At 69.0% G+C, this 13,844-nt stretch carries 12 protein-coding genes; 9 read left to right on the top strand and 3 right to left on the bottom strand.

Annotated elements, in window-relative coordinates; genetic code table 11:
• Positions 1–123 precede the first annotated feature (123 nt).
• Both pncB and AC1M14_RS20630 read left to right on the top strand, forming a co-directional pair.
• Positions 124–1,299, top strand: coding sequence for a nicotinate phosphoribosyltransferase (gene pncB, locus AC1M14_RS20635; RefSeq protein ID WP_102774395.1), 1,176 nt, complete (start codon positions 124–126; stop codon positions 1,297–1,299).
• A 34-nt stretch (positions 1,300–1,333) separates the two neighbouring features.
• A complete protein-coding gene (locus AC1M14_RS20630; protein ID WP_102774396.1) occupies positions 1,334–1,684 on the top strand; it encodes a RidA family protein in 351 nt (116 codons plus the stop codon).
• Between the two features lie 225 nt (positions 1,685–1,909).
• Here AC1M14_RS20630 and AC1M14_RS20625 read toward each other — a convergent pair whose 3' ends face one another.
• Both AC1M14_RS20625 and AC1M14_RS20620 read right to left on the bottom strand, forming a co-directional pair.
• Positions 1,910–2,413 carry an NAD(P)H-dependent oxidoreductase gene (locus AC1M14_RS20625; RefSeq protein WP_479730357.1) on the bottom strand — a complete coding sequence of 168 codons (504 nt, stop codon included), beginning with the start codon at positions 2,411–2,413 and terminating at the stop codon, positions 1,910–1,912.
• Positions 2,410–3,243 carry a M90 family metallopeptidase gene (locus AC1M14_RS20620; RefSeq protein ID WP_111826696.1) on the bottom strand — a complete coding sequence of 278 codons (834 nt, stop codon included), beginning with the start codon at positions 3,241–3,243 and terminating at the stop codon, positions 2,410–2,412. Before AC1M14_RS20620 ends, AC1M14_RS20625 begins: the two co-directional genes overlap by 4 nt.
• A gap of 103 nt (positions 3,244–3,346) precedes the next feature.
• Between AC1M14_RS20620 and AC1M14_RS20615 the strand changes: the two genes are divergently transcribed.
• Positions 3,347–5,608 (top strand): RelA/SpoT family protein, encoded by a 2,262-nt coding sequence (locus AC1M14_RS20615; protein WP_102774555.1) that lies wholly within the window; start codon positions 3,347–3,349, stop codon positions 5,606–5,608.
• Positions 5,609–5,612: 4 nt separating this feature from the next.
• Here the strand turns inward: AC1M14_RS20615 and AC1M14_RS20610 are convergent, their stop codons facing one another.
• Positions 5,613–6,626, bottom strand: coding sequence for a LacI family DNA-binding transcriptional regulator (locus tag AC1M14_RS20610; protein ID WP_479730356.1), 1,014 nt, complete (start codon positions 6,624–6,626; stop codon positions 5,613–5,615).
• Positions 6,627–6,782: 156 nt separating this feature from the next.
• On the opposite strand from AC1M14_RS20610, the gene AC1M14_RS20605 reads away from it, so the two are divergent.
• From AC1M14_RS20605 to AC1M14_RS20580, 6 genes are read left to right on the top strand one after another with little or no spacing between them, the layout of a single operon-like run.
• Positions 6,783–7,754, top strand: a complete 972-nt coding sequence (locus tag AC1M14_RS20605; protein ID WP_479731828.1) for a Gfo/Idh/MocA family protein — start codon at positions 6,783–6,785, stop codon at positions 7,752–7,754.
• The gene (locus AC1M14_RS20600) at positions 7,751–9,346 is read left to right on the top strand and encodes an acyl CoA:acetate/3-ketoacid CoA transferase (RefSeq protein ID WP_479730355.1); all 1,596 of its coding nucleotides are present in this window, start codon (positions 7,751–7,753) and stop codon (positions 9,344–9,346) included. Before AC1M14_RS20605 ends, AC1M14_RS20600 begins: the two co-directional genes overlap by 4 nt.
• The gene (locus tag AC1M14_RS20595) at positions 9,339–10,118 is read left to right on the top strand and encodes an enoyl-CoA hydratase/isomerase family protein (protein ID WP_479730354.1); all 780 of its coding nucleotides are present in this window, start codon (positions 9,339–9,341) and stop codon (positions 10,116–10,118) included. The genes AC1M14_RS20600 and AC1M14_RS20595 overlap by 8 nt, the downstream gene beginning before the upstream one ends.
• Before the next feature lie 23 nt (positions 10,119–10,141).
• Positions 10,142–11,665 carry an aldehyde dehydrogenase family protein gene (locus AC1M14_RS20590; protein ID WP_479730353.1) on the top strand — a complete coding sequence of 508 codons (1,524 nt, stop codon included), beginning with the start codon at positions 10,142–10,144 and terminating at the stop codon, positions 11,663–11,665.
• Positions 11,666–11,682: 17 nt separating this feature from the next.
• The gene (locus AC1M14_RS20585; protein ID WP_209165006.1) at positions 11,683–12,927 is read left to right on the top strand and encodes an ABC transporter substrate-binding protein; all 1,245 of its coding nucleotides are present in this window, start codon (positions 11,683–11,685) and stop codon (positions 12,925–12,927) included.
• 19 nt (positions 12,928–12,946) lie between these two features.
• The gene (locus AC1M14_RS20580; RefSeq protein WP_479730352.1) at positions 12,947–13,813 is read left to right on the top strand and encodes a carbohydrate ABC transporter permease; all 867 of its coding nucleotides are present in this window, start codon (positions 12,947–12,949) and stop codon (positions 13,811–13,813) included.
• The last annotated feature ends 31 nt before the right edge of the window (positions 13,814–13,844 follow it).

The following is a 13,844-nucleotide window of genomic DNA, read 5'->3' as shown; positions in this document are numbered from 1 at the left end:
TGTTGCGTCGATTTTACCCAATGCCGTGCCGATGTGCCGGTAATACCCGTATTGACATCGTGGCCCATGGGCCCTTGCCCCGCGCGCTCTATGCTATGGTGTCGCGAAACGAAACGCGCAATCATGATAATCACCTCGCTGCTCGACACCGACCTGTATAAATTCAGCATGATGCAGGTGGTTCTGCACCACTTTCCGGCTGCCCAGGTCGAGTACCGTTACAAATGCCGCACGCCAGGGGTCGACCTGCGTCCCTATCTGGACGAAATCCGCGAGGAAGTGCACCAGCTGTGCCAGCTCCGGTTCACCGAAGACGAACTTAAATATCTCGGCGGCTTGCGCTTTATCAAAAGCGACTTCGTTGATTTCCTCGGCCTGTTCCACATGCCCGAGCGCTGCATCTTCATCGGCGAGGGCGAGGCGCCCGGCGAAATCAGCATCGAGGTCAAGGGCCCGTGGCTGCACACCATCCTGTTCGAGATCCCGGTGCTGGCCATCGTCAACGAGGTCTATTTCCGCAACACGCGCAAGAATCCCAACTGGGAAGAGGGCCGCAAGCGCCTGCAGTCCAAGATGCACCTGGTGCTGGACGATCCCGCGCTGGCGGACTTCCGCGTGGCCGAATACGGCACGCGCCGCCGCTTCTCCAAGGTCTGGCACGAGGAAATCGTGTCCACCATGAAGGCGCAGATGGGGCAGCATTTCGCCGGCACCAGCAACGTGCTGCTGGCCAAGCAGCACGAGGTCCTGCCGCTGGGCACCATGGGCCATGAATACCTGCAGGCCTGCCAGGCGCTGGGCCCGCGGCTGCGCGATTCGCAGGTGTTCGCGCTGGAGGTCTGGGCCAAGGAATACCGCGGCGACCTGGGCATCGCGCTGTCCGACGTCTACGGCATGGATGCCTTCCTGCGCGATTTCGACATGTATTTCTGCAAGCTGTTCGACGGCGCGCGCCACGACTCGGGCGACCCCTTCGTCTGGGGCGAGCGCCTGCTCGAACACTACCGCAAGAACCGCGTGGACCCGCGCGCCAAGACGCTGGTGTTCTCGGATTCGCTGACCTTCCCGCGCGCCATCGAGCTGGCCCGCCAGTTCTCGGGCCGCTGCAAGGTGTCCTTCGGAATCGGCACCAACCTGACCAACGACCTGGGCCACGAGCCCCTGCAGATCGTCATGAAGATGGTCCGCTGCAACGGCCAGCCCGTGGCCAAGGTGTCCGACGCGCCGGAAAAGACCATGTGCGACGATCCGGCCTACCTGGCTTATCTGCGGCAGGTGTTCCAGTTGCCTCCCGCCTAGTTTTTTGACCCAACCACTTCCTAGGGGAATATTCATGAGCAGCATCAAGCGCTTCAACGTCGACAAGCGCCTGTCGGACATGGCCGTGTACAACGGCGTCGCGTACCTGGCCGGCCAGGTGCCCGACGATGCGACGCTGGACATCACCGGCCAGACCGCCCAGGTGCTGGCCACCATCGACCGCCTGCTGGCCGAGGCCGGCACCGACAAGACCAAGATCCTGATGGCCCAGATCTACGTGGCCAACATGAAGGAATTCGACGGCATGAACAAGGCCTGGGACGCCTGGGTCGCCGCGGGCAATTCGCCCCCCCGCGCCACGGTCGAAGCCCGCCTGGCCAACCCCGACTACAAGGTCGAGATCGTCGTCACGGCGGCGCTGTAGGCGCCGTAGGATGGGTGCAGCGCGCGGATGCCCGAGCCAAGCGCTCCGCCATCAAGCGCGCGAAACCCATCAGGCGGCGCAAGCCGCCGTTTTTCTAGGCACGAAAAAATGCCGGCTTGCGCCGGCTGATGGGTTACGCGCGTTCGGCGGTTGAGTTTTTGCGCACGCATCCGCGCGCTACACCCATCCTACGTCCAACACCCCCAACACCCCCAACCCCCCCACTCATAACAACAGCGTCCCCGCCAGCAATCCCCCCAGTTCCTCGCATTTCGCCAGATCCGCCGGCGCCACCGTCTTGGGCGCGAGGATCTGCTGCGCCGTCTGCGCGCCCATGTTGACGATGAGCGGCGGCGCCACGGGGTTGAGCCGCCAGCCGGTGCAGATGCGTTCGGCCTGGCGGGCGGCGCCCGAGCCGTCGCTGCCGGCGCTGATCGCGCAGGCATAGGGCAGCCCCTGTATCCGGTCCAGCACCGCGTAGTAGTTGCGGTCGAAGAACTCCTTCATTTCGCCGCTCAGGCCCGCCAGGTTCTCGGGGGCGCAGAACAGATAGCCGTCGCTGGCCAGCAGCTCGTCGGCCTGCACGTCGGCCGCCCGCCGCAGCGCGACGCGCAGATCGTTGTGCTGCGCCATTTCGGCGGCGGCCGACCGCGCGCCGCGGGCGGCGGCCTCGGCCATCTGGCGGGCCGCGCCGGTGCGCGAATGCCACACGATCAGCAGCTGTTTCATGCGTAGCGTTCCAGTGGGTCCTGCCTATAGTAGGCCTTCAGCAGCGCATACCATTGCGGCAGCGCTTGCTGCATGGGGTAGGGGTCGACGAAGAAATGCTCGGAGCTGACGGCGAAGAATTCGGCCTCGTCGGTGGCGGCATACGGGTCCATCGGCAAACGGGCGTACCAGGCGTCGGCTTCCTCGCTTTCGGGATCGACGTGCGGCGGGATGGCGGCTTCCACCGCGTCCAGGGCGGCGATGAAGCGGTCCAGGCTGTCGTCCAGCACGCGGCGCCAGGCGCGCGGCTGCAGTTCGGGGTGGGCCGCCAGCGACGGCATGCCGTCGGCGAAACCCGAGCGCAGGTCCAGCTTGTGGGCGAATTCGTGGATGACCACGTTGAAGCCGCCGTCCGAGAGCTGCGTGTCTTCCCAGGACAGGACCAGCGGCCCGCCTTCCCAGGCCTCGCCGGCCGCGTCCTCGATGTATTCGTGCACCACGCCGTCCTCGTCCTGGCGCGAGCGGGGAATGCGAAAGCCCGCCGGATACACGATGATCTCGTCCCAGCCTTCGTACAGTTCCGGCGCCAGGTTCAGGATGGGCAGGCTGGCCTGGGCCGCGATCGACAGGCGCATGAAGTCGGACACCTCCAGCCCCTGCGCGCCGTTGATGTTCTTGCTGGCCAGCAGCCACGCCGAGCGCGCCAGCAGCTGGGCCGATTCGTCGGCGTTCAATACCGCCAGGAACGGGTGGGCGTCCAGCACCTCGCGCCATAGATCCGGCGCGATGCGGGCCTGCATTTCGGCGACCGCGGAGGGGCGGGCGCCGCGTCCCTTCAGCCAGCGCAACATGAGTTCGGGTTCCTTCCATATGCCGCGCGCGGCGGCGTTTTCCAGTGTCTGCAAACCCTAGTGTAGAGTGTCGGAATATCAACCTCTATCACCCATGTCCGTCATGTCCGCCCCGCCCGTATCCGACGCGCCTACGCCTTTCGACGCCGCCTGGCGCAAGGAGGCGGGAGCCGGCCTGGACGCCGACGGCCTGGCCCTGCTCGACCGGGCCGTGGCCTGGGCCGAACCGCGCTTCGAAGGCCAGCACGCGCTGACCGGCGAGCCCCTGGCCGGCCACGGCGCCGGCGTGGTGCGGGTGCTGGCGGCGCTGCAGACCGACGCCGCGACCCGCGCGGCGGCCTTGCTGGCCGCCTTGCCCACGGACCTGATGGCGCCCGCGCCGTCCCTGCGCAACGATCCGATCGCGGCCGCCTTCGGCGCCGAGGTCGCGCGGCTGGTGCAGGGCGCCTGGGCCTTGCTGCGGCTGGGCGTGGTGGCCCGCCAGGCCAGCGACGCGGCGGCCGAGAGCGGCTCGCAGAAAGAGATGCAGCGCAAGATGCTGCTGGCCATGGCGGCCGACCTGCGCATCGTGCTGATGCGGCTGGCCTCCAGGCTGCGTTCGCTGCGCTGGCACGCGGAAAGCAAAACGCCGTGTTCGACCGCGTTCGCGCGTGAAACCCTGGACCTGTACGCGCCGCTGGCCAACCGCCTGGGCATCTGGCAGATCAAGTGGGAAATGGAAGACCTGGCGTTCCGCTTCCTGGAGCCGGAGAAGTACAAGCAGATCGCCCGCCTGCTCGAAGAAAAGCGGGTCGAGCGCGAGGCCTTCATCGCCGGCGCCATCGAGCGCCTGCAGGCGGCGCTGGCCAAGAGCGGCGTGCAGGCCGAGGTCAGCGGGCGGCCCAAGCACATCTACAGCATCTGGAACAAGATGCGCATCAAGCGCCTGGACTTTTCCCAGATGTACGACCTGCGCGCGCTGCGCATCATCGTCGACGACGTGCGCGCCTGTTATACGGCGCTGGGCATGGTGCACGAGATGTGGACGCCGATCTCCGAGGAGTTCGACGACTACATTTCGCGGCCCAAGCCCAACGGCTACCGCTCGCTGCACACGGTGGTGGCCGATGACGACGGCCGTCCGTTCGAGGTGCAGATCCGCACCCGCGAGATGCACCAGTTCGCCGAATACGGCATGGCCGCGCACTGGCGCTACAAAGAAGCCGGCGCCAAGGGCGGCCAGGTGGCGGCCTCCAGCGAATACGACCGCCAGCTGGCGTGGATGCGCCAACTGCTGGCCTGGAACGCCGACGTCGAGGGCGGCGAGCCGGCCGCGCCGGCGGCCAAGCCCGCCTCGGGCAAGGGCCGCCACGCGGCGGCGGCGCCCGCGCATACCGACGAGCGCATCTACGTGTTGACGCCGCAGGCCCGCGTGATCGAACTGCCCGCCGGGGCCACGCCGGTGGATTTCGCCTATCACCTGCACACCGACCTGGGCCATCGCTGCCGCGGCGCGCGGGTGGACGGGCAGATGGTGCCGCTGCAGACGCGGCTGTCCACCGGCCAGACCGTGGAAATCATTTCCGCCAAGTCCGGCGGCCCGTCGCGCGACTGGCTCAATCCCCAGCTGGGGTTCCTGGCCAGCCCGCGCGCCCGCGCCAAGGTGCGGATGTGGTTCAACGCCATCGAGTTGCAGCAGCGCATCACCCAGGGCCAGGCGCTGGTCGAAAAGGAACTGCAGCGGCTGGGCAAGACCGCCGTCAACCTCGAACAGCTGGCGCAGAACCTGGGCTTCGCCCGCGCCGACGACCTGTACGTGGCGGCGGCCAAGGAAGAGTTCAGCCTGCGCCAGATCGACACGCTGTTCCAGCAGCCTGCGCCCGCGGCCGAGCCGCAGCCCGCGGCATTGCGCCACGCCAGCGCGGGCAGCGCCGAGAAAAGCGGCAAGAGCGGGGTGCTGGTGGTGGGCGTGGGATCGCTGCTGACCCAGCTTGCGCGCTGCTGCCGCCCGGCGCCGCCGGACGCCATCGCCGGCTTCGTCACGCGCGGGCGCGGCGTGTCCATCCACCGCTGCGACTGCCACAGCTACCAGGCCCTGGCCGCGCGCGAGCCCGAGCGCGTCATCGAAGTGGCGTGGGGCGAGACCTCCGACACCTTCTATCCGGTGGACATCAGCGTGCGCGCGCACGACCGTTCCGGCCTGCTGCGCGACCTGTCCGAAGTCTTCGCCCGCCTGCGCCTGAACGTGGTGGGCGTGAACACGCAGAGCCGGCAGTCGCTGGCCCATATGGTGTTCACGGTGGAGGTGCGCGGCGGGGAATCGCTGTCGCGCGCGCTGGACGCGCTGGCCGAAGTGCCCGGGGTGTCCTCGGCCGTGCGCCGCTAGGGCTCTAGCCCGACTGCCGCAGCAGCAGATTGGGCCGGACCACGTGGTTCTGCTGCGGGGCGGCGGGATTCCTGATGCGCTCCAGCAATAGGGCAGCGGCCTCTTCACCGAGCTTACAGGGATGCACGTCCACGGTCGTGAGCGGTGGATTGGACAGCGCGGAGGCCAGGACGTTGTCGAAACCGATCAGCGAAAAGTCCGGTCCCGCGCGCAGGCCGCGCTCGCCCAGGGCGGCCAGGGCGCCGAAGGCGACGATGTCGTTGTAGCAGAGGGCGGCCTTGATGCCGGGCTGTTCCGACAGCAGCCGCGTCATCGCCTCGTAGCCGCCGGGATGCGTCGGGTTGGCCATGATCAGCAGCGCGGGGTCCGGTAGCACGCCGTGCGCGGCCAGCGCCCGCCGGTAGCCGGCCAGGCGCTGTTCGAGCACCACGCCGGCCTGCCCGCCCAGGAATGCGATGCGGCGGTGGCCGCCGCGCAGCAGGTGATCGGCGGCGTCGAATACGCCCTGTTCGTTGTCCGCGCCCGCGAAATCGTAGCCGCCGGGGCCGAGCGTGCGCACCATGACCACCACGGGCACTCCCCATTGCTGCACTTCTTCGGGCAGCGAGCTGGGCGTGCCGTAGGCCGGGCATAGCACCAGGCCGGCCGCGCCCTGTTCCCGCATGGCCTGCAGCACCTGCCGCTGGCGCTCGGGGTCTTCGTTCGTGTGCGCCATGAGCACCACGTAGCCGGCGTCGACCAGGCGCCGTTCTATACCGCTCAGGATCTCGGCGAAGAAGGGATTCATCAGGTCGTTGATGACCACGGCGATGGTGTTGGAGCGGCCCGCGCGCAGCTGGCTGGCGCGGCGGTTGACCACGTAGCCCAGGCGGCTGGCCGCCGCCCGCACGCGTTCGGCGGTCTCGAAGGGAATGAGCGGGCTGTTCTTGAGCACCAGGGAGACGGTGGACTTGGATACCTTGGCCTCGGCGGCGACGTCCATGATCGTGACGGAGCGGGAGCGGGGTGTCGTGTTCATACGGTAGGTATTTACCCTGGATTCGGACAAGCCGGTATTGTCTTTTCATTGGATCGTTCCAATAATACATTGGAACGATCCAATAAGGGGTTCGACGTGGCCAGCCAACCATACGGATGGGGACTCATCGGCGCCAGCACCATCGCCGCCGAACACATGATCGGCGCGATACGCGCGCAGCCCGGCCACGACGTGGTCTGCGTCGCCAGCCGCAGCCCGGCAAGGGCGCGCGACTACGCCGCCGCCCACGGCATCGCGCGGGCCTGCGATAGCGTGGCCGGCCTGCTCGCCGATCCCGCCGTGCAGGCCGTCTACGTCAGCACCACCAACGAACGCCATCGCGATGACGTGCTGGCCGCCGCCGCGGCGGGCAAGCACGTGCTGTGCGAAAAACCCCTGGCGCTCACGCTGGCCGAGGCCCGCGAAATGGCCGCGGCCTGCGAGGCCGCCGGCGTGGTCATGGCCACCAACCACCACTTGCGCAACGCCGCCACCCATCGCCGCATCCGCCAGGCGCTGCGCGAAGGCGCCATCGGCAGGCCGCTGTTCGCCCGCGTGTTTCATGCGGTGCATCTGCCGGCCGCCTTGCGCGGCTGGCGCATCGACAACCCCGCAGCCGGCGGCGGCGTCACGCTGGACATCGCGGTGCACGATACCGACACGCTGCGCTTCATCCTGGACGCCGAACCCCTGGAGGCCGTGGCCATGGCCCAGGCTCCGGTCATGGCCCGCCAGGGCCTGGCGGACGGCGTCATGGCGGTCCTGCGTTTCGACAACGGCGTGCTGGCGCAGCTGCACGACGCCTACACCACCCCCCACGCCGAAACCGGCATCGAAATCCACGGCGAGCGGGGCTCCCTCATCGGCCGCAACGTGATGACCCAGCATCCCGCCGGAGAAGTGATCCTGCGCGACGGCGCCGGCGAACGGCGGCTCGACGTCGCCCACGAGGACCTCTACGCCAGGGGCGTCGCGCGGTTCTGCGCCGCGTTGCGCGGCGCAGGCCCGGCCGCGGCCACGGCGGCCGACGGCATCCGTTCGCTGGCCGCCGCGCTGGCCATCGCCGAGGCCTGCCGCAGCGGCCAGCGCGTGCGCATCGTCCAAGCCCAAGCGGGGGAAGCGCCATGACCAAGCTCATCACCGCGGAGCAGGCCGCCGGGCTGCTGCGGTCGGGCGACATCGTGAGCGTCAGCGCCTCCAGCGCCCTGGGCTGCCCGGACCGCGTGCTGGAGGCCATCGGCGCGCGCTACGACCGCGAGGGCGCGCCGGCCGGCCTGACCGCGCTGCATCCCATCGCGGCCGGCGACATGTACGGCGTGCCGGGCATGGACCACCTCGCCAGGCCCGGCCTGCTGGCGCGGGTGCTGGCGGGGTCCTATCCCAGCGGCCCGTCGTCGCTGCCCATGCCGCGGATCTGGCGCATGGTGGTCGACAATCAGATCGAGGCCTACAACATACCCAGCGGTATCCTCTACGACATGCACCGCGAGGCCGCGGCCCGGCGTCCGGGCGTGCTCACCCAGGTCGGGCTGGGCACCTTCGCCGACCCCGACCTGCAGGGCTGCGCCATGAACCCGGCCGCGGCCGCCAATCCGGTGGTGCGCAAGGAAACGTTCGACGGCCGGCAGTGGCTGTATTTCCCCGCCATCGCGCCGCGCGTGGCGATCCTGCGCGCCACCACCGCCGACGAACGCGGCAACCTCGCCTACGAGCACGAGGGCGCGCTGCTGGGCGGCCTGGAGCAGGCGCTGGCCGCGCGCAACAACGGCGGCATCGTGATCGCGCAGGTCAAGCGTGTCGTGGCCGAGGGCAGCCTGCGGCCGCACGACGTAAGAGTCCCCTGCAACCTGGTCGATTACATCGTGGTCGACCCCCACCAGCGGCAGACCACGCAAACGCCCCACGACCCGGCCATCAGCGGCGAACTGCGCCAGCCGCTGTCGACCTTCGCGCCGCAGCCCTGGGGCGCGGACAAGGTCATCGCCCGCCGCGCCGCCCAGGAACTGGCCCGCGGCGACGCCGTCAACCTGGGCTTCGGAATCTCGGCCAACGTGCCCCGCATCCTGCTCGAAGAAGGCCTGCACGGCCAGGTGACCTGGGTGATAGAGCAGGGCGCCGTGGGCGGCATGCCGCTGCTCGGGTATGCGTTCGGCTGCGCGTCCAACGCCGACGCCATCGTGCCCTCGCCGAACCAGTTCACCTACTTCCAGGGCGGCGGCTTCGACATCGCGCTGCTGTCCTTTCTGCAAGTCGATGGCGATGGCAGCGTGAACGTATCGAAACTGGCCGCCAAGCCCTACCTGACCGCGGGCTGCGGCGGCTTCGTCGACATCACCGCGCACGCCCGGCGGCTCGTCTTTTCGGGCTTCTTCACCGCCGGCGCGAAGCTGACGGCAGGCCAGGGCAGGCTGACCATCCTGGCCGAAGGACGGGTCCGCAAGTTCATCGGCCGCGCCGAACAGATCACCTTCAGCGGCCTGGTGGGCCGCGACCGCGGCCAGCGCGTCACCTACGTCACCGAGCGCTGCGTGATCGACCTGCAGGCCGATGGCCTGGTCGTGCGCGAAATCGCGCCGGGTATCGACCTTCGACGCGACGTGCTCGATCAGTCCGGCGTGCCCCTGCGCGTGGCCGCAGACCTGCGCCTGATGGACGCCGCGCTGTTCACCGACGCGCCGCTGGGGCTGCGGCTGAAAATCCGGGAGGCGCATCGTGGCTGAATCGCTGGTGCTGCTTGCGCGCGAAGGGGCGGTGGCGACCGTCACGCTGAACCGCCCGGCCAAGCTCAATGCGCTGACGCAGGCGATGCTGGACGACCTGGAGCGGATCGCGCGCCAGCTCGACGCCGACGCCGGCGTGCGGGCCGTGATCCTCACCGGCGGGCAGGCGCGGGCCTTCTGCGTGGGGGCGGACATCAATGCGTGGGCGGCGTTGCAGCCGTTGGACATGTGGCGGCAATGGGTGCGGCGCGGCCACCAGGTCTTCGACCAATGGGCCGGGCTGCGCCCGCCGGTCATCGCCGCCATCAACGGCCATGCGTTCGGCGGCGGGCTGGAACTGGCCATCACCGGCGACATCCGGCTGGCGGCGGCCGATGCGACCTTCGCCCTGCCGGAAGCATCGATCTCCACCTGCCCGGGCTGGTCGGGTACGCAGCGGCTGGTCGGACTGGTCGGCGCCAGCCACGCCAAGTACCTCGCGCTCGGCGGCATCCATCTGAGCGCGGCCGAAGCCCAGGCCCGCGGCCTGGTGCACGAGGCCGTGGACGGCGCGGTCCTGCTCGAACGCGCGCGGGAGCTGGCCGCCGGCATGTGCGCCAAGGCGCCGATCGCGCTGCAACTGACCAAGCAGTTGCTCAACGCCGCGGCGGGCGAGGACGCCGCGGCGACGCTGGAGGCGCTGGCCGGCGCGGTCGCCGCCGGCACCCACGACGCCGAGGAGGGCATCCGCAGCTTTATCGAAAAGCGCGATGCCGTCTACCAGGGCCGCTGACGACGCCATACACCGGAACCGCCATGAACCGAACCGCCGCTCCCACCCCTTTCGACGCCGTTTCCGAACAGTTGCCCTGGCACGGACAGCTCCTGATCGGCGGCGCGTGGCACGATGCGCAAGACGCCGCCACGTTCGAACGGCTTTCTCCGGCCCACGGCAAACGGGTCGGCGTATACGCCCAGGCCGGCGCCGCCGATGTCGACCGCGCCGTCGCCGCCGCGCGCGCGGCCTTCGATGAGGGGCCCTGGCCGCGCATGCAGGGCGCGCAGCGCGCATACGTCCTGCGCGCCGTAGCCGACGGCATCGCAAGGCGCAAGCAGGCGCTTGCGCTGCAAGAGACGCTGGAGACCGGCAAGCCGCTGGCGCAGTCGCGGGCCGAGGTCGATGGCGCGGCGGATCTCTGGCACTACGCGGCGTCCCTGGCCCGGGGGCTGCACGGCGACAGCTGCAATACGCTGGGCGAACAGACGCTGGGCGTGGTGCTGCGCGATCCCATCGGCGTGGTCGGCATCATCACGCCATGGAATTTCCCGTTTCTGATCGTCAGCCAGAAGCTGCCGTTCGCGCTGGCGGCCGGCTGCACGGCCGTCGTGAAGCCGGCCGAAGACACGCCGGGCACGACCGTGATGCTGGGCGAAATCCTGCAAGAGGCGGGCATGCCGCCGGGGGCGGTGAACATCCTGAGCGGCTTCGGCCCGGTGGCCGGCGAGGGCCTGGCGGTGCACGCCGGCGTGGACATGCTGTCGTTCACCGGCTCGACCGCCGTCGGCAAGCGCGTGGTGGCGGTATCGGCGCAGACGCTGAAGCGGGTCTCCCTGGAGCTGGGCGGCAAGAACCCGCAGATCGTATTCCCGGATTGCGACTGGGACGCCGCCGTCGACGCCGCGGTCCACGGCATCTGCTTCAACGCAGGCCAGTGCTGCAACAGCGGCAGCCGCATCCTGGTGCACGAGTCCATCGCGCAGCGCTTCCTCGACGACATCGTCGAGAAATGCCGCCGCGTCAAGGTCGGCGACCCGCTGGCCGAAGGCGTGCAGGTCGGCGCCATCACCACCGAAAAGCAGTACGACGCCATACTCGACCACATCGCCGCGGCGCGCCGGGACGGCGCCGACATCGTGCTGGGAGGCGCCGCGCTGGCGTCGGCGGGCAGGTTCATCGAGCCCACCGTGGTCGCCGGCGTGACGCGCGACATGGCCATCGCCAGGGTCGAGGTGTTCGGGCCGGTGCTCGCGGTGCTGACGTTCCGTGACCTCGACCACGCCATAGCACTCGCCAACGACACGCTTTACGGCCTGTCGGCCGCCGTCTGGAGCCGGGACGTCGACACCTGCATTGGCGCCGCGCGCCGCATCAGGGCGGGCACGGTCTGGGTCAACACCTTTCTGGAGGGCAACGCCGAGCTGCCCTTCGGCGGCTACCGCGAAAGCGGCATCGGCCGCGAACTCGGCCGGTTCGCGGCCGAGGACTACACGCAAACCAAGACGCTGCACCTGCGCCTGGGCGCGCGCACCCATTGGTACGTGCCGCGCCAAATCCCATGAGAAGAACGGAGGCTTCCATGAACCTATCCCTGATGACATTCGCGATCGCCGCCGCCGCGGCCGTGCCCCTGACCGCAGGCGCGCAGAGCGTGGAAGTGCTGCACTGGTGGACCGCCGGCGGCGAGGCGGCCGCGCTCAACGTGCTCAAGCTCAAGCTCGAAAAACAGGGCATCAAATGGAACGACATGCCCGTGGCCGGCGGCGGCGGCGAGGCTGCGATGACGGCCGTGCGCGCCCGTCTGACGGCGGGCAACCCGCCCACCGCGGTGCAGCTGCTCGGCTTCGACATCCAGGACTGGGCCCGGCAGGGCGCGCTGGCCGACCTGGACGAACTGGCCGGCAAGCAGAACTGGGACCAGGTGGTGCCGCAGGCGGTGCGCAGGTTCTCGAAGTACGAGGGCAAATGGGTATCGGCGCCCATCAACATCCATTCCACCAACTGGGTATGGGCCAACCGGGCGGTGCTGGAGAAGGCCGGCGTCGCCGCCGCGCCCAAGACCTTCGAGGACTTCATCGCCGCCGCCGAGAAAGTCCGCGCCGCGGGCTTCGTCGCCATCGCGCACGGCGGCCAGCCGTGGCAGGACGCGACGATCTTCGACGGCGTGGCGCTGGCCACGGGCGGCGCGGACTATTACCGCAAGGCCTTCATCGAGCTGGACGCGAAAACCCTGGAATCGCCGACCACGCTCAAGGTGTTCCAGCGCATGGGCCAGATACGGCGCCTGGTGGACAAGGATTTCTCGGGCCGGGACTGGAACGTGGCCTCCGGCATGGTGATCAGCGGCAAGGCCGGCTTCCAGATCATGGGAGACTGGGCCAAGGGCGAGTTCGTCAACGCCGGCAAGGTGGCGGGCCGGGACTACCTCTGCTATCGCGTTCCGGGTTCGCAGGGCTCGGTGACCTTTCTCAGCGACCAGTTCGCGATGTTCAAGCTGCCCGACGCCAAGATGCGCGAGGTTCAGCTGACGCTGGCTTCCAACGTCATGGCGCCGGACTTCCAGGCCGAGGCCAACGTGGCCAAGGGCGCCGCGCCGGCCCGCACCGACGTGCCGGACGCCGGCTTCGACGACTGCGGCAAGAAGGCCATCAAGGACATCATCGAGGCCAACGCCAGCAACACGATGGTGGGCTCCATCGCGCACGGCCATGCCGTGCCCGCGTCCATGAAAAACGCCTTCTACGACGTGATCACGCGCCACTTCAACGGCGAGCTGGACGACGCCAAGGCGGTGGCAGAACTGGCGGCGGCCGCCCAGGACTAGCCCCGCCTGCGCCGCTCCCATGAAAGCCGGATACCTGCCCAAGCTGCTGTTCAGCCCCAGCGTGCTGCTCGTGCTGGTGTGCGTGTACGGCTACATCATGTTCACGGTCTATCTGTCGTTCACGGGTTCGACGCTGATGCCGTCCCTGACGTTCACGGGGGCCGGCAGCTATGTCCGCCTGGCCGGCCTGGCCAATTGGCGGGTGTCGCTGGCCAACTTCGGCATCTTCGCCAGCCTGTACATCGTGATCGCGCTGGCGCTGGGCCTGGCGCTGGCCATCCTGATCGACCAGGGCATCCGGGCGGAAAGCGTGTTCCGGTCGATCTTCCTGTACCCGATGGCCTTGTCCTTCATCGTCACCGGCACGGCCTGGAAATGGCTGCTCGATCCGGGCGTGGGCCTGGAGCGCTCGGTGCAGCTGCTGGGCTGGGAATCGTTCCGGTTCGGCTGGATCAAGGACAGCGACCTGGCCATCTACTGCGTGGTGCTCGCGGCGGTGTGGCAGACCAGCGGCTTCGTGATGGCGATGTTCCTGGCCGGCCTGCGGGGCGTGGACACGGAACAGGTCAACGCGGCGCGGGTCGACGGCGCCGGCACGGGGCAGATCTACCTGCGCGTCATCCTGCCCCAGCTGGGCCCGATCTTCGTGTCCGCGTTCGTGATCCTGGCGCACATGGCCATCAAGTCCTACGACCTGATCGTGGCCATGACCAACGGCGGGCCGGGGCGTTCGACCTGGCTGCCGTCGGTGTTCATGTACCAGTACACGTTCACGCGCAACGAGATGGCCGTGGGCGCGGCCAGCGCGGTGCTGATGCTGCTGCTGACCGCCGTGGTGGTGGTGCCGTACCTGCGGCGGGAAATGCGCGGGGCGCGGCATGGATAAGGCCATCGCCCGGGTTTCGCCGCCGGCGCGC

The sequence above is a fragment of the Achromobacter sp. SX5 genome (assembly GCF_056711425.1).
This window is presented reverse-complemented; position numbering and strand designations above follow the sequence as displayed.